18 protein-coding genes are annotated in these 18,264 nt (G+C 64.2%); 9 read left to right on the top strand and 9 right to left on the bottom strand.

Annotated elements, in window-relative coordinates; all coding sequences use genetic code 11:
• The 9 genes from KW832_RS24290 to KW832_RS24250 all read left to right on the top strand — a co-directional run.
• Positions 1–1,166 (top strand): ribonuclease domain-containing protein (locus tag KW832_RS24290; protein WP_255577932.1); only part of this gene is annotated, 1,166 nt, incomplete at its 5' end.
• 8 nt (positions 1,167–1,174) lie between these two features.
• A complete protein-coding gene (locus KW832_RS24285; protein WP_218301775.1) occupies positions 1,175–1,462 on the top strand; it encodes a barstar family protein in 288 nt (95 codons plus the stop codon).
• Positions 1,463–2,187: 725 nt separating this feature from the next.
• Positions 2,188–2,679 (top strand): transposase, encoded by a 492-nt coding sequence (locus KW832_RS24280; protein ID WP_218301774.1) that lies wholly within the window; start codon positions 2,188–2,190, stop codon positions 2,677–2,679.
• Positions 2,680–3,272: 593 nt separating this feature from the next.
• Positions 3,273–4,292, top strand: a complete 1,020-nt coding sequence (locus KW832_RS24275; protein WP_218301773.1) for a porin — start codon at positions 3,273–3,275, stop codon at positions 4,290–4,292.
• A gap of 1,164 nt (positions 4,293–5,456) precedes the next feature.
• Entirely contained in the window at positions 5,457–6,608 is a 1,152-nt protein-coding gene (locus tag KW832_RS24270) for a hypothetical protein (RefSeq protein WP_218301772.1), read from the top strand.
• Positions 6,589–7,893 (top strand): sensor histidine kinase, encoded by a 1,305-nt coding sequence (locus tag KW832_RS24265; protein WP_218301771.1) that lies wholly within the window; start codon positions 6,589–6,591, stop codon positions 7,891–7,893. The genes KW832_RS24270 and KW832_RS24265 overlap by 20 nt, the downstream gene beginning before the upstream one ends.
• 97 nt (positions 7,894–7,990) lie before the next feature.
• On the top strand, positions 7,991–8,656 hold the full coding sequence (locus KW832_RS24260) for a response regulator transcription factor (protein ID WP_218301770.1): 666 nt from the start codon (positions 7,991–7,993) through the stop codon (positions 8,654–8,656).
• Between the two features lie 540 nt (positions 8,657–9,196).
• A complete protein-coding gene (locus KW832_RS24255; RefSeq protein ID WP_218301769.1) occupies positions 9,197–9,925 on the top strand; it encodes a hypothetical protein in 729 nt (242 codons plus the stop codon).
• A gap of 248 nt (positions 9,926–10,173) precedes the next feature.
• The gene (locus KW832_RS24250) at positions 10,174–10,875 is read left to right on the top strand and encodes a DUF6683 family protein (protein WP_218301768.1); all 702 of its coding nucleotides are present in this window, start codon (positions 10,174–10,176) and stop codon (positions 10,873–10,875) included.
• A 102-nt stretch (positions 10,876–10,977) separates the two neighbouring features.
• Here KW832_RS24250 and KW832_RS24245 read toward each other — a convergent pair whose 3' ends face one another.
• The 9 genes from KW832_RS24245 to KW832_RS24205 form a co-directional block, all read right to left on the bottom strand.
• Positions 10,978–11,664, bottom strand: a complete 687-nt coding sequence (locus KW832_RS24245; protein ID WP_218301767.1) for a GNAT family N-acetyltransferase — start codon at positions 11,662–11,664, stop codon at positions 10,978–10,980.
• Positions 11,654–13,060 carry a hypothetical protein gene (locus KW832_RS24240; RefSeq protein WP_218301766.1) on the bottom strand — a complete coding sequence of 469 codons (1,407 nt, stop codon included), beginning with the start codon at positions 13,058–13,060 and terminating at the stop codon, positions 11,654–11,656. Before KW832_RS24240 ends, KW832_RS24245 begins: the two co-directional genes overlap by 11 nt.
• Positions 13,061–13,123: 63 nt before the next feature.
• Positions 13,124–13,825: a hypothetical protein gene (locus KW832_RS24235; protein WP_218301765.1), complete on the bottom strand. Its 702-nt coding sequence runs from the start codon at positions 13,823–13,825 to the stop codon at positions 13,124–13,126.
• Positions 13,826–14,230: 405 nt separating this feature from the next.
• Positions 14,231–15,031 carry a type III secretion system export apparatus subunit SctT gene (gene sctT / locus KW832_RS24230; protein ID WP_218301764.1) on the bottom strand — a complete coding sequence of 267 codons (801 nt, stop codon included), beginning with the start codon at positions 15,029–15,031 and terminating at the stop codon, positions 14,231–14,233.
• Between the two features lie 12 nt (positions 15,032–15,043).
• Positions 15,044–15,316, bottom strand: coding sequence for a type III secretion system export apparatus subunit SctS (gene sctS, locus KW832_RS24225; RefSeq protein ID WP_142143659.1), 273 nt, complete (start codon positions 15,314–15,316; stop codon positions 15,044–15,046).
• Between the two features lie 50 nt (positions 15,317–15,366).
• Positions 15,367–16,020, bottom strand: a complete 654-nt coding sequence (sctR, locus tag KW832_RS24220) for a type III secretion system export apparatus subunit SctR (protein WP_218301763.1) — start codon at positions 16,018–16,020, stop codon at positions 15,367–15,369.
• Positions 16,011–16,877 (bottom strand): hypothetical protein, encoded by an 867-nt coding sequence (locus KW832_RS24215; protein WP_218301762.1) that lies wholly within the window; start codon positions 16,875–16,877, stop codon positions 16,011–16,013. The genes sctR and KW832_RS24215 overlap by 10 nt, the downstream gene beginning before the upstream one ends.
• A gap of 274 nt (positions 16,878–17,151) precedes the next feature.
• Positions 17,152–17,751, bottom strand: a complete 600-nt coding sequence (locus KW832_RS24210) for a hypothetical protein (RefSeq protein ID WP_218301761.1) — start codon at positions 17,749–17,751, stop codon at positions 17,152–17,154.
• Positions 17,752–17,761: 10 nt separating this feature from the next.
• On the bottom strand, positions 17,762–18,244 hold the full coding sequence (locus KW832_RS24205) for a hypothetical protein (protein ID WP_218301760.1): 483 nt from the start codon (positions 18,242–18,244) through the stop codon (positions 17,762–17,764).
• Positions 18,245–18,264: the final 20 nt, after the last annotated feature.

The raw sequence follows: 18,264 nt of genomic DNA, 5'->3' as shown, positions 1-18,264 counted from the left end.
CCGGACTGGACAAGCAGCAGCAGATAGCGGCCTACGGTCAGTTGCTGGCTAGCGGTCAGATACAGCTCAACGCGCAGGGCGTGCCCATCGTGCAGCCGGGGCAGGTGCTGCAGTTTGATCTGTCGGATACAGGCGCAGCGCAGCTGGGCGGGCGGGCCATTGCGCAGGAGAGTGCGGGGCGGGCCCAGCGGGAGGCGCTGGCTGCGCAGCAGGCGGCAGAGACCTATACGGGAGCAGGCGGCGGACGGGGGTTTGTGAATCCTGCACTAGCGTCAGAGCATGGCCGCTATCCCTTTGCGGGGCGCTCCACGACTACCGACCCCAATGCTTACATTGACCCGCGCCAACGCACCATGGCACTGGCGGACATGTCGAACATGCCCGCAGAGAAATACAGCGCAGAAGAGTGGAGAGACGCAGCCCAGGAGTACAAGCAAATCCAGGGCAAAGACTTCTCTCGTGACAGCATCTATAACGGTCTGTGGACCAAGGCGGCGCAACTGGGCGCTGAAGCAGGCAAAGGGTTCAGCCGGGATGTGATCAATGACATCACAGGCTTTGCCACGTCAGAAGGGCTGCACGCGCACGCCGGTGTGGCGATAGGCGGGGCGCTGGGTCGGGGTATTGGCAACAGGCTTGGTGGCAGCGTTGACAATGCGCTGGGGGCTGTAGGCAAGAAGCCGGATGGGGATGTGCCTGCGGCTGGGTCGGGTGTGGGTGGTGTTTCGACCAATGGGGCCAATGGAGGGACAGCGACAGCGGGAGGTACCGCAAATGTTGCGACCTATGCTGGCTTGAAGTTGGATCTAAAGACGACCCAGGCTGCAAACGAGGTAGTCGAAAGCCTCCAGACTACTGGGAAATTGCCTCCAAACTACGTCGATAAAGCGCAAGCAGCTCAACAAGGATGGCAACCGGGCAAGGCGTTAAACAACTTTGTTCCGGGTGGACAATTAGGTGGTGATGTCTTCAATAACGTTCCACCTGTCAACGGGCTACCGCAAGCTGCAAACAGGATTTGGCAGGAAGTGGATATTGGGCTGAGTAATACCATGTCCAGAAGCAATCAACCTGGTACACGGCTGCTTTATTCCAATGATGGCCTTCTGTACATAACAACTGACCACTACAAAACGGTTACACCAATCGGTATTTGGAAAAAATAGGGAAAAGCATGGAAATACTCATTGATGGTGACACGCTTGAAACGGCGAGTGATTTTCACCGCGCATTTGCGTTTGCGCTTGGAATTGAAAGTTTTTATGGTGAAAATCTTCACGCGTTGTGGGATGTTTTGAGCGCTAGTATTGAAAGGCCCGTGACGCTGACTTGGAAGCGGTCTGATAAGTCAAAACAGGCGTTAGGGGCTGACTTTGATGCAATTGTTGATGTGCTTCGACGAGTTGAGTTGCAGGATGAGAAATTTGGTTGGGCAGATAGGTTTTCTTTTGCCCTTGAATAGGTGTTGCGAATGGCTTTGTTGGGCTTTGTTGCACAAACCGCCCCCTTGCGCTGGCAGCCTCAGCGCATGAGTGAACCCCAAGGGCCAAAGGCCCGCTACAAGAACACCCACTGGACGGAGTACAACGCGGCGCTTAAGGCCCGAGCAGGCGGCTGAGATCTACATGCGATACGGAAGACGCTCTGCCAGCTATGCAGGTTTGACACCCACCTGGAGCGGCCGCATGGTCGACGTGCCAGGGGGTGGAGTGGGCGCCCTGGGCAACCCTACGGGCAGCCGTCAACTGCCCTTGCCACAACACCTTGTAGGGGCCTTGGTCAACCAGCGCAGCTCCTCACAGCAGGTCATGCTCGACGGCTTCTTTGCAAACCTGGGCACTGATGATGGGACTGGTCTCGGACATGTGCGTATGTATCTCTGACCGCGCCTTTGCCAAGACCCGCAGTCACCTCGATTGGAATGCCCTGCTCGAGCTCAATGCGCGCTTGCTCGCGACTGCTCATGCCTTTGCACCCCGCTGTCACGGGCGGCGTGTGGTGACTGCAGATGCCAGTCTGCTCATGCCCGCCCTTCGTGTCGGCCATCAGGCGCGGTTGGTCAAGGTGGACCAGCGTCTGTTTGCCCGGAGCCTGCCCAGCGCTGAGCTTTGCTTGAATGCGCGGGTGTACGGTGGTGCGAGAGCGGCAGATGTTGTTTGAATCCTTGGAGCAACCGGGGCTTCGGATTTGCTGGTACTGGACCGGGGCTACCCCGCCAGCTGGCTGGTCGCGCATTTGGTGGAGCAGGGCATCGGCTTTTGCATGCGCTGCGACAAGGCCAATGGCAGGGTGGCGATGCAGGAGTTCTTGCAAAGCCAGCACGATGAGCCCATCGTGCAACTGAGGGCGCCCAGTACGCAGGATGCCAAGGACTACGAGTGCTCGGGGGCTGCGCCCTGGGTACGTTTGGTGCACTGCATCTCCAGCACCGGGCAGGTGCGGGTGATGGCGACGAACCTGCCAGCGCAGGACTTCCCGGCATCGGTGTTTGCAGAGTTGTATCACCAATGCTGGCGCATCGAAGATGCGTTTAAGCGGCGTTCAAGATCGAATGTATTTCAGGTGCTGACGCAGCAGGCGCTGCTGGTGGATGTGGCGGCTAAGGTGTTGGCGGACAGCCTAGCAGCACTGGTGTGCGCGGCGGCGCAGACTGAAAACAATCTGCAGCCCGAGGATTGAGTGTGCAATCGCGCGCATGCGGAGGCCGTGATGCAGCGCTGGTTGCCGCTTGCGCTGCTGCTCCTACGGGGCGACCTGCAGGGCCGCAGGAGCCGATTTCCCATGCCGTTGGCCTGCTGGGCAAGAACTTGGTGCGCCGCAGTTCCGGGCCGATCTCAGCCCAGACCTGCGCGGCATGTGAAGCCGCATCCGCATATGCCTTACAAGGGATGGTGGGGGCTTAAGTTCGGTGGATTGAGGGCATTGCGGGGATGGCGCGGCCGGGGCGTGCATTTGCATGTACCCAGCCCAGCTCACACCTCTATCCATAGCAGGTCTCTGTCCTTTTAGGTTCACTCAGGTTCATGCATTGGGGCTAGCAGCGCAATGGGCCCGACTTGTGCAACAAAGCCCCCATGAATTGCAATCAAAAGAAACATTCTTTTCACACCTCCCCAGTGTGCAGTAACACCTGCTGTTGCGTGCGCGCGAAACCATGGCGCAGGGGCGCCGGGGGCTTGCTGTAATACCGCGCTGCGGCTGCCCTGCCAGGCTGGACTGGTGGGCATCAGGGAGGGGCAGCCTTTCAATAACTTCTGGATCAAGCACTGTTCATGAATAAATACCAAGTAACCCCTTTGGCTCTGGCAACCCTGCTGGCGTGCGCGCCTGCGTGGGCGCAGTCGAGTGTGACGATTTATGGCGCTGTGGATGTGGCTGTGGGTAAAACATATCAAGTAGACAGTACCCAAGTGAAGCCGGGCAGGATCGGCCTACAAAGTTCTTCCATGGTGAATCTCCAAGACAGCTTTGTAGGTTTCAGAGGGGTGGAAGACTTAGGTGGCGGGCTGCAAGCGGGCTTTCAGCTGGAGCAAGGCTTAGATGCGTCCAGTGGCGCAACCGACCCTGCAGGCGCGTTTGCTCGCAACTCCAGCGTTTGGGTGGGTGATAGCTGGGGCCGCATAAAACTAGGTCGAGCCACTACGCCCAGCTATAACGCTATGGCATCCTGGGATTTGATGGGCGCAGGAAATAATTCCATTGCAGTTCGAGTTTTCGGCGCTGTGGGCGCTGGCCTGCGCCAATCCAATCAGATCAGCTACCGTACGCCGCAATTGGGTGGTCTTATGCTGGAGGCCGCCTATGTGCCGAAGGACAACGATCTGCTCAATGGTGCCAACCGCAGTAAGGTGGACCTCGGCGCTACTTACAGAACAGGCCCCCTGACTATGGGCGCCGCCTATAACAAGGCAAGCGACCAGAAAGCCAATTTTGCCTTTGGTGCCAAATACCAATACCAAAACCTTGCATTTTCAGGCGGCTACTTTCAATCGCGCAATGGACGATATTACGACCCTTCCACTCTGCTTAGCGTGGCCAATGCTATTTTTTCATCCAGTGGCATTACTCTGGGCGCCAAGGCCACCTGGAATCAATTTTCAGCAGGTATTGATATAGCCCGCGAAACCAAGGCTGAGTACACCATTGGCAATGCACGGTTTGAACGCAAAAAATACACCAACGCGACTATCAACGGTACATACGCCTTATCTAAGCGAACACAAACCTACATCAACTACATGCGGGAAGGCACTCTTAATAATTACGGTATTGGAGTTACCCATAGCTTCTGAAAAATACAAATATCCGGTGCAAAAATATACTTGAAATAACCTTTTTCACTAATGTTCACCGGCCATAGTGATGCACTGACCCCACCGGTCACTCCTACTCCCACCGAAGTACCCGTGCAGCCCCCCGCTACGCCCGAGGCTCCGGTGTCGGCACCCAGTGGGCCTCCCGCACCGGTGGATCCTCCGCTACCGCCGGCCTCCAACCAGCCGCCCCCTGCTCCGGCAGAGGGCCCCAGCGCGGCCCCTACACACAACCCCACTCCAGCCCAACAGCCCGGTGAAGCCAGCCCCACGGACGGACCCAACGGCTCAACCAACACCGGCAGCAGCCCACCCGGCTCACGCCCTGGGCTGGGCAGCAGTGGGGAATCCAGTCCAGGGGGCTCCGGAGCTGGCGGTACCGGCAGTGTTGGCCCTGGTGGCGGGGGACTGCAGCCTGCGGGCGGGCAGAGCACTAACGTCGGCGGTAGCGGCGGTGGGAGCCCGGGAAGCTGGGCAACCCACAGCGGTGCAGGACAGTTGCAGGGCGGCGGCCAGGCGTACTCGGCCGCGGGTACGCCACAGGGTGGTGGAGCATCTCAGCCCACAGCCAGTGGCACGAGTGTGCCGCCTGGCGGCTATGGTTTTGGAGGAGGGCGTTCTCAGCAGGGCAGTGCGCAGGGGGGCCAGCCCCCTGTTGGAGCGCCGCCGGGGGCGCTAGCACCGGCCACCACGCTGGCTGGCACGGCTGTGACGATTTCAGGCGCTGGCACCAGCTGGGGTGCTGGTTCTGCGGTACACAACGGCAGCGCCATGGGAGGCCAAAACTACGGCGCTGCGCCATGGCAGGGTACTGCGACCGGCGGCGGGCAGCGCATAGAAGGGATGAGTACGGGCGGGGGTTTACCGCGCCCGCTAGGCACCAGCCCGGCAGCAACGCAAGTGGGCATTGCCAACCCAAGGGCTGATGCGGCTGCGCAGTCTTTGGCACAAGGCAATGGGTTCGCTGCTGCCAAAAGCACGCCTGCCAGCGCAGGGCAAACGCCTGCGGCGGTGCAGGCCGCGCAGGCAGCACAGAGCGCACAGGCTGCAACTGTGGGAGCGGCACCGCAGACGGAAGGCCGCAAACAGACGCCCCCCCAGCCACGCACAGAGACCCGAGATGGTGCGGCGCCGTCTGGGAGCATGGCGGGGCGCGCTGGTGCGCAGCCCGCAGTGGCGCAGGCGCAAGCTGCCCTGGCCCAGGCATTGGGGCGCACCCTGGCAGGACAAATGACGGCGGGGGCAGCTGCGGTGGCGCTGGCGCAGGCACAGTGGGCGCTGCGGGCTGCGCGCTTGGGCGAGAGCCCTGCGGGGGGCATTGCGGGAATGGCGCGGCCGGGCGCAGGAGCCGCCGCAACAGGGGCTACGGCGCGCGGGCCTGAATTCGCCCCGCGCGGTGTGCGGCCCGATGGGCTGGCGCTGGGGCCACGCGGCCGCGCTGAGGGGCCGCTGGCAGCTGCCACAGGCGCAGACGCCAAAGGTTCGGTAGCAACGGGGGCCGCAGGCGTGCGTGAGGAGCGGGGGCCTGGCAAGCCACTGCTCGCGGGCGAACCGACGGAGATGCCGCACGCCCTGGCAATGGCTTTGGCGCTGGCACCGAAGGTTCGGCAGCGGGTGTCGCAGGACCGGGTGGAGCGGGTGGAACGCGACATGCCACGCAATGCTGCGCCGGAGCTGGAGGACGAAGATTTCTGGGATGCCTGGAGCGATGCCGATGAGGACGCGCAGGAGGAGCCCGGTGAGGCGCCAGGGCTGGAGGATATGAGTCGAGAAGCCGCTGCACAGCACTACCGAGCGCTGCGGGTGTGGCTGGAGGCCAATGCGCAGCAGGCATTGTTGCGGGAGCTGGAGGCGGGTCGCTGTGTGTTGGTGCTGGCGCCGCCCGATGTGTCGCACATGCGCCTGTGGGGGCATGTACTGCGCCCGGATGCGGTGCGTGCGGGGTGGGCAGCCGGCACAGCAGGACAAGCTTGGCCGCTGGTGGCACGCTGGACGGCCACGATGCCTGCCGATACGCAGTGGCGGGTGTGGCGCTTGCGCCAGGACGTGGATGCCGCAGGCCGGTGGCGGCTGGGAGCTTCTCGGCCAGATCGCCACACGCCGCAGCTGGTGGTGCATAGCGCGGCTGACGAGCCTGCGGCGGCGGGCCCGGGAGCGCCCGAGCGCATTGTGCTGCAGGAGCCGCGCCGCCTGCGCCGCTTGCTGGGCACGCAGTGGACACTGATGGCACTGCGGTTGCCTGTACCGCTGGATGGCGCGGGCCTGGGTGCGCTGCATGCCGTGCATGCAGGGTGATGGCTTGAACAGCGTGGGCTTGGCGCAGGGGCTGCCTGCCGACTGGCAGGCCTGTGCGCTGACTGCTCTGGGCGATGCGATGGCGGTGCTGGATGTGTCTGGCACAGGTCGGGTGCTTTGGCGCAATGCAGCGCTGTGCGCGGCAGTGGCCCCTCCCACGGAGAGGGTAGAGCAGGACACCTGGCCGCCCGTGGGTGCCCCCCTGGCACTGCTGTGCGAGCGGCTGGAAGGGTTGACGGCCGGGATGTGCGCGGTAGCCCAATGGCCGGGCTGTGATCACGGATGGGCAGGCACGGTGGAGTTGTGTGGCGAGCAAGTGGATGGGCACGACGAGGCACACGATGGCCGCATGCATGCCGCGCCTAGGGGCGCACGCACGCGCCCTGCCCGGCTGGCCCCGGTGGCACCGCAGCAGGGGCTGTGGGTGCTGTGGCTTGGGCCTGATGGAGGGGCGCTGAACCCTACGCGACGCCACCTAGAAGACCGTGAGCGACTGCTTTTTACGTCGCACAGCTTGGCGGTGGGCGAGATGGCGACCACGTTGGCACATGAGCTCAACCAGCCGCTGGGGGCGGTGGGCAATGTGCTGCGGGGCCTGAAAGCGCGGCTGGCGTCGGCTGGTGAAAGTTTGCAGCCGCAGATGTTGCCGCCGCTGGTGCAGGGGGTGCAGTTGGCGTTGGAGCAGGTGCAGTACGCGGCACGGGTGATTGGCCGGGTGCGGGACTACACGCGCAATCACCAACCGCAACGGGAGCCTCTGGATACGCTGACCTTGTTACGCAGTAGCTTGGCGCTGCTGGATTGGGACCTGGAGCGCCACGGGGTGCAGTGGTGCGTGCAGGAGGACGGCATTGAGCAGGCGCTGCAGCAGCGCGGCTGGGCGGTGGTGGCCGATGGTGTGATGGTGCAGCAGGTGCTGGTGAATTTGCTGCGCAATGCAATCGATGCCATGGCGCAGTCGCCTGCGCACGAGCGGCGTCTGGAGGTCGTGTGCCGGATCGATGAGGTGGACCAGATGCTGGAGATGGCGATCCGGGATTCAGGGTGTGGCATGGAGGATGAGACGGCGGCGCAATTGTTCATGCCGTTTTTTTCGACGAAACCCACGGGAATGGGTGTGGGGCTGAACATCTGCCGCAGCCTGATTGAACTGCACCAGGGCCGCCTGTGGTTCACGCCCAATACGGACCGGGGTTGCACGTTCTTCGTCGCGCTGCCGCTGGTTGCAGCGCCTGCGCCTGCCGCCCAGGCCGAGCCGCAGGGGCTACCCGGCGATCAGGCCTGAGCCTGGCGGCGACTGCGGCGCAAAGACAGGCGCAAGACCTGCCTACCCAACGGGGCGCCCCTGAGAGTTTTGAATGCTATGAGGGAGAGATGGACACATGACAGTCACGCACGCTGGACCGACGACACGAACGCTGTACCTGCTGGACGACAACGCAGATTTCCGCACCACGGCCCGCTGGTGGCTGGAGGGTGCGGGCTACCGGGTTCTGGATTTCGCGGATGCCAACGCCGCCATTGCCACCCTGGAGCACCAGATGCAAGCGGGCACGCTGGCCGACAGCTGCTTGTTGCTGGATGTGCGGATGCCCGGGATGTCAGGGTTGCAGGTGCATGACGTGCTGATTGCGCGGGGTATTGCAGGGCCGAGTGCGCAGTGGCCACTGCCGGTGGTGTACATGACCGGGCACGGCGACGTGCCGCTGGCGGTGCAGGCCATGGAAAAGGGCGCCATCACGTTCCTGGAAAAACCGTTTGAAGACAGTGCGCTGGAGCAGGCGCTGGCCAAGGCGTTTGAGGCACCGGCCGCGCCGCATCGGCCACCAGCGTGCGCAGAGTTCCAGCGCAGGCTGGCCACGCTGACGGATCGGGAGTCCGAGGTGATGCGCGGGGTGGTGGACGGCAAGATGAGCAAAGAAATCGCCCGGGACCTGAACATCAGCGCCAAGACGGTGGAACTGCACCGCGGCCGGGTGCTTGGCAAGATGCAGGCCGACTCTGCGGTGCACCTGACCCGCATGACCATGGCACAGAGGGTGCTGTAAGCACCTTTGCGCGATCTGTTCACGGCGTGCTGTGCACAACGCGCACGGACGGGCTGGGCAGCGCGTTGCAAAGGTCTTCAGTTGCAACGAGTCGCAAGCAGGCGAAGCGCGCGACAAGGGCTTCGACAGGTATCTGGCATTGGGAGCTGAGCTACTCCGGTGCAGGATGACAGAGTGTTGGGCAACGGCTGATATCCAAAGCAAATATGCCGCCAGCGCTTTTCTACAAAGCGCAATTAGCTACTATTTTTATAGCAAAAATAGATACTGAAATTGTGATCCGCGCATGCTTTGCGGGCGGGCGGATCCTGGGCCAGAGAGGTGCGCGGGTAGGTGTCCTCCCTAGCTAGGGGCATTCCTAGCTGGGAATCGCACATATAGCGCGGCAGACCCAAAGCCGGTTCAATCACGGCTGTCCCGACGGAGCCAGTGCCACAAAGCCGCAGCCCGATGGGGTCCTTGCCAGGGCGACCTGTGCAGGCAAAGGAGTCGTTCCAACCAATCACGGCCCGAAGATGGGCCAGTTTCAAGGAGTTTGTTATGGGTGCAGCAGTTGGCGTCGTGGGTTCCGCATTGATCGGCGGCGGCGGAATGGGCATGGGCGGCCTGCTCGGTGGCATCGGTTCGCAGTTTCTGAGTGGCATGGTCAGCGGCCTGCTGGGTGGCAATGACATGAGCAAGACGCTGGAAGGCTTCTCGCCAGTCAACATCCTGAATGCAACGACCAACTTGGTCAGCACCATCATGGGCGGCGGCGCACAACAAGCGGCGCAAACACTGCAACGCGAAGATGGCATGCCGAAGTTCCTGCAAGACGCGATCAGCCAGGCGATCGACGAGGTGATGCAGGAATACTGCAAGCCCACCGATGGTGCTGGTGAGGCAATTTCCGACGTGGCATCTTGCGACATCCAAAAGTCGGTTGACGACATTGCGCAGCAGATCGTCGACAGCGTGCGCAACCAGATGGCCGAGAGCACGGGCGAAGGCGGCAGGGGCTGTGGCAAAGCCGGTGCCAAGAGCTGGCTGCAGGCCATTGCCCAGGCCATGGGCGAGGCCATGGGCGACAAGGCCGCCAAGATGGTGGAGCTGTCGGGCAAGCTCAAGGAGGCCGCTGGTGGTGACGGCGAGGATGCTGCCAAGGAAATGCAGGCTGTCAACGCAGAGTTCCAGGCTGTAAGCCAGGAGTTCAAGCTGCTGACCGATGCGTTCAATACCGCGCTGAAGTCGCTGGGCGAAGGCATGAGCAGCATGGCTCGCAAGCAATAAGCCCTGTCCGCCCGACGGGCGGATATCGCGATTTGCAACAAACGAAACGGACCGTTCCTCGGTCCGTTTTTTTCTTCCTCGACCGATACGATGTGGCCGCCTTGCCCCACCCGCCGGGTGGGCGCCGCTGATGTCCTGGGCTGCTGTGCACACGCAGGTATCTCCTGGGATGTTGGCACCTTTTTGTGCGCCCCAAACAGGGCTGGCTGGGTTGCGGAACTGCCCGCGTTTTTGACCAAACACTGACCATGAAATCCCTGAAAAATTTTTGCGCTGCTGTAGCGATCACCTTCGCAACCATGACTCCTGCCAGTGCCTGGTGGATGAGTTCGGACACGGGGATGAGCCTGTCCGTGGGCGCTGGCAGCTACTTGCTGAACAACGAAATCCAACGCGCTGCGCGCGCCAGCCGCAAGGGGGTGGCGGGCGGCGTATCCACAGCGCAGTTGGCGCGCACCGGCTTTCAGCGCAATGGCAGAACGGCAGCACTGGATATGTTGGTGGGCTACTACCCGCCGGCGCAGCGTCCACAAATGCGCCAGGGGTTTCTGGAACTGCACCAGCAGTACCCGCAGGTGGCGCGACAGCTGGGTGTGCCGACCAACGATGTGGCCACGGGGCTGGCATCTTTTCTCGCGGGAGCCTATATGGCCTACAACAACCAGAATGTGAGCAACAGCCATGTGAAGCCGCTGGCCAATCAGTTGCGCAGAGCGCTTGCGGCAGAGCGAGATTTCGCCCAGGTGACCGACGCGGAGAAGCAGCGCATGTATGACGCCACGGTGATGCTGGGCATGCTGATGGCAACGACGCAGGTGCAGTTGCAGCGGCAGCCTGATCCGATGCTGGAGGCGCAGATGCGGCAGCTTGGTAAGGAGATGATCGAGGGCTTCTTGAAGGTGGACGCCAGCCGCCTGCGCATCACGTCATCGGGCATGCGAATCGTTTGAGATCGGTGCGTCGTTCATCGTTTGGGGCGAGCCTCTCGGGGCCATCACGCCCCGTGCCATCCCTCTTCACATCCCCCTCACCTCCCCTCACCCGCTGCAGGTTTATGCCGGAGAAACGCTGAGCACCGCACGCTGGCGCTGGCGGCGGGACTGGGTGTGCCACGCCTGCCACTGGGCCTGGTCCAGGCGGTAGCGCCGGGCCTGCGTGCCGTTGTAAGTGGCCATACCTTGGCAGCCGAAGCCCAGTACTTGCAGACAGTGCGCGGCAGAGCGGTTGGTGGGTGCGCAGTGGCCTAGCACATGCGTTTGCAGCAAGGCGCCAAAGGCGTGCTGCAGCAGCCACTCCCCGCCATCCAGTGCGAGCGTACCGCCCCAGGTCTGTGCCGCCAGTCGGGCGCCGATCTCCAGGATTTTCGGATCTTCCTCCAAATGCACCAGGCTGAACCAGCCGCAAAAGACCCATCGGGGTTGCACAAGCTTGGCCAACAACACAGCGTCGATGTCGCCTTCGGCGTGCGCACGCACTGCGTCGGCAATGGTGTCCGAATCAGGCGGCTGTGCCCGCTCTGCACACCAGATGCCGGTGCCAGGGTATTGCAGATAAAACTGCTGCATGTGCGCGATGAAGCGGTGTGCGACACGGGGCTCATCCAGCGGTGCATCGTCGGCCAGGTGCGCGCGCACGCGAGGGTCGCGGTGCATGGTGACCAGGGCCTGGGCGTCGCGGCTGCGGAACTGGCGAATGCGCAAGCGTGGACCTTGATAGAGGATGACGGGTTCAGGGGACATAGGGTGTGCCGATGACGGGCGCTGCGCCGCTGTGGGTGGGTGCGGAGGCTGCCAGGAGGAGTGGCGATAGCCCGCCGCAATGGGCTTGCAGCACGCGCTGATAAGCCGCCCAAAAGGCGGTTTGCGGACCGCTCTGTTGCCAGACAGGCGCCGTGAGGAACTTGCTCGCCTCTGCACTCTGGGCGGGCCCGAGGGCGGCATATGCTGTGCCTGCGAGCCAGAGGTCTCCTTGGTGAGCGGCTTGCGGTGCGCGCCCGGTGGGCTGGGCATGGGGAGAGAGCTGCACTGGCGCAGTTGTGCCTGCGGGAGGGCCGCCTGGGTTGTTGCCGATGACCATGGCCCAAGCCCCCAGGTAGTGCCCCAGAGCCATGGCATGGGGATATGCCCCGCGCCGATCGCAGTGATGCAGGTATTCCGCAGGAGGGTGCATGCCGTCGTGGCCCTGGTGCAGCTGGTGGTGAATGAGCCGGATTTCTTGGGTGCGCTGCTGGGCACACAGGATGTGCAAGTAGCAAGCCAGGGCCTGGCCCTCAGGGTGCTGCTGGGCAAGGGCCTTGACAATGGCACAGGTCTGGCTGGTAAGCAGCCGCGTAAGGGCGGGGGCGAGTGCCGGCAGGGCCGCACCTTGGGAAGCAACAGGTATGGCCAGGGCCCACAGGGTGGCTTTGGCGGGTGCATCGCTGGCGGTGGCGCAGGCCTCCAGCGCCTGCCGCAGGACTCCGCCGGAGTCGGCCTGCGTGCGCACCGGGGTGTATTGTGGTAACAGGGCGGTGAGCATGGCCCTGACCATTGCCACAGACTGTGCCGACGCCGGGGGAAGCTGCAGCATGGCTTGCAAGGCGGTGTCGAGGGCATGGGTACGGCCGTGCAGACTACTCAGCAAACGGCCGATCAAAGGAGCGCGCAGTCCGTCTGGCTGGGGGTGGCTTGGCAGGACGGGCTCCACGGCGGTACGGTGGCCAACCAGAGCGATCAGCAGGCCGAGCCTGTCGCGATCGCTGGCGCTGCGCGCCAGGTGTTCACCCCAGCGCGCCAGATCTTGCTCCTGAACGGCAACCCGGGTGAAGCCTGCCAGGTGCGCTGCATCGAGGCGCGTTGCGAGGTGCTGCAACAGTGTGTCTGTGTCGGCGTAGTCGAGCTGGTGGTACCAGGGTCGGACCCGGCGACTGGGGGACTGCGCCAAGCTGTGTACCCAGGCCCGCAGGTCGGCGTGCTCCAGCCGCAGCAGAGCATCCAGCAAGTGGGCAGGCGACTGGGAGGCTGCGGGGTCTTCATCGGGCCATAGCCCGTCACCGCCGAAGCCCTGGCCGCCGCCCGAGTACCCCCCCAAGGCTACAACGCGGCCACCAGGAGCAATGGCCCGAATGGGGGCCAGCGCGGCCCATGGCTCAGACATGCCAGATGGTGAAGGTGGGATAGCAGGGTGCAACGGGCCGCACGGGAGTGGCGTATCGGTGCCTCAACGCCAGGAGGCCGGAGGAATCCAGCCCTGCGCCAGCGCGCCAACCGTTGCAGCCGGCGCGGATTGTTCACCGTGGCGGGACGCAGCCATGAAGGCTTCTACCGCCTGGGTGGCCGCACGGTAGGGTTCGGGGTCCGCCTGAGACCAGCTCAGGGCCATGGCTTGCAGTGCGTGGCGGCTGCTGCGGGTCCAAGCCCCGTCGAGGGGGTCGTCGGCCACGCTGTGGAGCTTGGCGCAATAGAGGCGCCGGGCCGCTTCACTGTGCGATACCAAGCCCACCAGTGCGCGTGCGGCCTGGTCAAAAGCCACGGCCCCGAGGGTGCCGCGCCCGTCGGGCTGCGCGAACCAGGCGCACAGGTACTCAATGGGGCCCATTGTGCGGGTGGCGCGCACGGACGCGTCCCACTGCGCCCCCCATGCGGCGTGCCGCCCCGAGGGCAAGCGGCCGCTTTGCAGAGCAAGCACCAGGGTATCGGCGACCGCAGCCTGGGCCTGGGGGTTGCCATGCTCGCCAATGCGGCAAAGCACCTGCAGGAAGGCGGGGTACAGCGCATCGCCGAGCGAGTGGCACAGGCGCTCCATCCAGCGCACGCGGTCTTCACGTGAGGGCAGATGGGCGCAGCCTTCGATGAGGACCTCTGCTGCACCGGCCCAGTCGGGCTGATCGCGCAGGGTCAGATCGGGGATGGGTTGGACCATGGGTGCTGTCGCAAAGGAGCGGCGCGAGGGGGGGCGGAGATCAACCCCGGGTAAAGAGGCAGTCAATGAACCGGGATTGCAGCTGGGCCGCGGTGTCGCCGCTGAAGGGGGGGACGGACAAGGTGCGGGCGACGGCGTCGCTGCCGGTATAGCCAAACAGGCGCGCGGTGTCGCCGTTGTCCAAGGCTGGCCGGAGCGCGTCAGTCCGGGGCGCTAGGCCAGCGAGGCCTGTCAGCGACGAGAGAGAGGACGAGGTCACCATGTGTGGACGCGGATAAAAGATGGGATGTCTCCATCGTAAAAACTTGCGCCCGCTTGCGCTATTGGGAAGCCTCCTAGTGGAGGGGGCGCATTTGCAACAAAACGCTTCAAACCCCAAGCCCGAGGTCGGCGCTCGCTGGGTGTTCAGGTGGGCAGCAGGGTCTGCATCTTGTGCAGCAGTGTCGGGAAAAGGGCAGCCAGGTAGTTCAGCAGTGTCTTGGCCAAGGTGGTGAGCATGACCAACCACAGCAAGATGGCAGCCACGCTTTTGAGGGAGCTGGACAACGAGTACAGATTGAGTTGGGGCGCGAAACGATTCATGAGGCCCAGCGCCAGGTCAATGGCGTACATGACTACCAGGGTGGGCGCAGCGAGCAGGAAGCTCAGGCCCGCAAACTGCGCGAAGGCGCTCTCAAACAAGGTGACACCGGCTGGGCGCGGAGCAAGGCCAGGCTGGGCCAGGGGCCACAGCACAAAACTTTCCATGAGGACGCCGATCCAGAGCATGAGACCACCTGAGGCCATAAACAGGTACACAGCCAAGCGACCCAGGAAGGCCCCTGAAAGCGAGGTCTGACGCCCGGAGAGAGGGTCTGTGACCTGCGCCTGCGACAGTCCGATCGCGCCGTCAATGATCTCGCCGGCGGCATCGAACGCCCAGAGTAGAGCGGCCAGCAGCATGCCCAGAGCCAGGCCGATGAAGGCTTCTTTGGAGAACAACCCGATCCATTGGGAAACGCTCCAGCCGGTGACGTTGACCGCAGGCTGCAGGGCCAGTGTGATGACTCCGAACGCAAGAAAAATGGCGCCTCGCACGAGCTGGGGCACGGTTTCCTGGGCCAGCAGGGGCAACAGCACGAAGGCGGTAGCAAAGCGCACGCTGGCAAGCGCGGCCAGAAGCGCCAGTTCGCTGACGTTATTCACCGCGGCAAAGGTTTCTCCCATGGGTGGGTGGCCTCAGCGTTTGACCAAGGCGGGGAAGTCGGTCATGACCCGGTCGGTATAGCGGTACAGCGTGCCGCCCAGCAGCGATGCGGTGATGAAGATGGTGAGCACGATGGCGAAGAACTTGAGCGCGTACTGCAGGGTCTGCTCCTGAATCTGGGTGGCGGCCTGCACCAGGGCAACCAGTAGCCCGACCAGCGCGGCCACGATGACCGGTGGCGCGGACAGGAGCAACACCAGCCACAGGGCTTGGTACAGCAGTTGGATGGTCTGGCTTTCAAACATGGCGTACAAAGGGCATGGTCAGAGTGGGAAGGCGATGCACGGCGGCGAGGTCAGTGGCCGTAGGAAAGCACCAGGCCGTGGGTGAGCTTGACCCACCCATCGACGAGCACGAAAAGCAGCAGCTTGAACGGCAGCGAGATGGTGGTGGGCGAGAGCATCATCATGCCCATGGCAGTGAGGATGTTGGCGATGACCAGGTCGATGATGAGAAAGGGCAGGAAGATAAGGAACCCGATCTGGAACGCTGCAGACAGCTCGCTGACGGTGAAGGCGGGCACAACCACCACAAAGTCGCGTTCGCTGATCTGGGAAGCACGTTCGGGACTGAGGGTTTTCTGGGCGGTCTTGAGGAAGAAAGCGCGCTCGTGGGCGGATGAGTGGCGAACCAGAAAGTCGCGCAGGGGCTCTTTGGCCGCATCGGCCACCGCCAGCATGCCAGAGGTGCTGCCGATGTTGGAGACGCTGCGGGCACGTTCGGCCATGTCCAACCCCACGGGCAGCATGACGTAGATGGTGAGTACCAGGGCCATGCCGTTGAGCACCACGTTGGGTGGCACCTGCTGCAGGCCCAGGGCGTTGCGCAGCAGGCTGAGCACCACAATGATCTTGGTGAAGGAAGTGACCATGACGCCCACAAACGGCGCCAGGGAGACAACGATCACGGTGACCAGTGCCGAGGAAGGGGTAAATTGATTCAGGTCCATGGTGTCTGCGAATAGGCTGCGCCGCACGCGCGCCCGGTGGGTGGTTCAGCGGAAAACAAGGGGGCTTCAGGCCCAAAGGCTGGTGTGGCACCGAGGGCGCTGCGGATTCGAAGGGCGTAGCCACCGGCCAGGGGGACCAGATCACCGTGGGCGCGCAACGCACCACCCTGCTGCAAGTGCAGCTCCCCCGGCAGCATGGGTGGTAGCCGAAGGCGAACCGGTGCTGTCGATGCGGGAGGTGCGGCTGGTACCGAGAGCACCGCAGGGCGAGCCTGCCAGCACAGCCATTGCTCCAGCCCCATGGCGGGCATGCCGTGCCAGACGATCTCGGCATCGGCATCCGTGTTGGCATGGGTGTCTGTGGCAGGCGGCTCGGTGGCCGTGGGCAGCGGCGCGTGCAGGTCCAGCCCCAGGGGCTCGGCCATGGGCGGGGCACCAGTGCGAACATCGGGGCTGCGTACCAGCACCCCCGCGCGCACCGGAAGGTGGCCGCAGATGGGCCGCACGGTGACGGGCCATTCGCACCCCAGAGAGGGCGTGAGCCAGACTAGGGAGCCTTCAGCGAGTTCCGCGACTGCGGCGGCAGGCACTGCATCCAGGCACAGTTCCGTGTGCACGCTGGGCCAGGCGACATGCGGGGACTGCAGCCAGTCGGCTGGCGGACCCGACAGTGCCGTCCAAGGCAGGCGCAGGCGCGTGCCCACAGGGGCCAGTGCAGCGGTCTGCACCACCGCTTCGCACGTGCCGGATTCCAGGGCGACTGCTGGCGCGGCTTCACCGGGCTGCAACAGCCAGGGGTGGCGCAGCCATTGCTCGACAGCACTGATGAGCGGTTCTGCCTTGGCCAGCTGCAGCATCAGGCGCGGTCCGGTCCACTCCGCTGCGGTGTCCCCAGAGGTGCGCGCAGGCGGGGTGGCATCCCGACCAGTGGTGCCTGAGGAGGCTGTTGGTGCATCCGGGTTTAGGGCTGGGGGCTGAGGTTCACACAGGCAAGGGTCTGGCTCTGGCAGCAGCGGCAGCCAGAGTTCGGCCCGGTGCGCGCCCACCGGGCCACAAAAAACGAGCCACGCCGGCGCGGGCACTGGTGGGGCGTGCGGGGCAGGTGCCGCCACTGCGGCTGGGTTGGCGGTATCAGGCCACGGTGTCATCGTCAAATCCGAGGTCGTCCATGCGACCGTGGCTGTGTTCGCGCAGGCGGTCGCGCAGTCGCTCCAGGTGCGGGGTCAGTTGCTGGCGGGTGGTGGCATCGGTGCCCATGCGCAGCTGCCACTGGCCGTTGCCGCTTTGGGCAAGGCGCAGGGCCAGGGTGGCGGCCTCGGCACCGCCCAGCGGCACTTGCAGGCGCAACGGAGTACCCACCCCGGGCGCGGCCGCATGTGGGGCCATGGGCAGAGAATCTGGCAGGAAGCCGGTGGGTGGTGCGGGTGCGGTGAGGGCTGCACTGCCCCCCATAAGGGCACTGCCCTCCCCTGCCGACCCGGTGTGCCCGGTCAGTGGCGGCAGCTGCCCCCAAAGGCCTGGGGGCGGAGCCTCGGTGTGAGGGAGGTCGTTGGGTTCGGGGTCGTCCTGGTCCTTGAGCCGGCTGTCGCTGCGTTCGCCGGCCCGCCGGATGGCAGCATCAAAGTCCCGCCGCGCCTGCGGGGGCACCCAGCCGCCGGCCTGTGAGGCCCGGGCGGTAGTGTCGGAGGTATGGGGTTTTCGTTCAGGGGTCGATGGACGGATGTCACTCACGGGGCATTCCTCAGGGGGCTGACCGCAGCGGGGGGTCTTCCCGCTCCAGCGTGGTTTCACGTTCGCGCCGCAGGCTTTGGCGGGCGTCATCGCGTAGCGTGGCGCTGGCTTGGTGCTGGACCACGGCCTGGAGCCACGCGGTGCGGGCTGAGGCGGCACGGGTGCGCGCGTTGATCAGCTCTTCTTCCTCATCGATCAATGCGTATTCAGCGCGTTCGAGCTGGTCGTCCAGCGCCTCCTGTGCGGCACTGGCGTAGCCGGCCACCACCCCCATGCGGGCGGCGTAGGGGCCAATCAGGCTGTGCTGCAGCTCCAGCCTGCGGGCCTGCAGCTTGCGAATTTGGGCTTCGCGGTCGCGCACCACTTGCTGGGCAGCTTGCAACTCGCGCTCGGCCTGCTGGCTGGCTTGCAAGGCTTTGCGCTCGCGCAACGCACGCAGTCGCTGCAGCTGACTGGCAGCAGCCAGTTGCTGGGCCATGGCGGAGGCGGTCATGGGTGAGCCCCCCGAGGTGT

Source organism: Acidovorax sp. sif0632 (genome assembly GCF_019218805.1).
GTDB classification, from domain to species: Bacteria; Pseudomonadota; Gammaproteobacteria; order Burkholderiales; family Burkholderiaceae_C; genus Acidovorax; species Acidovorax facilis.
This window is presented reverse-complemented; position numbering and strand designations above follow the sequence as displayed.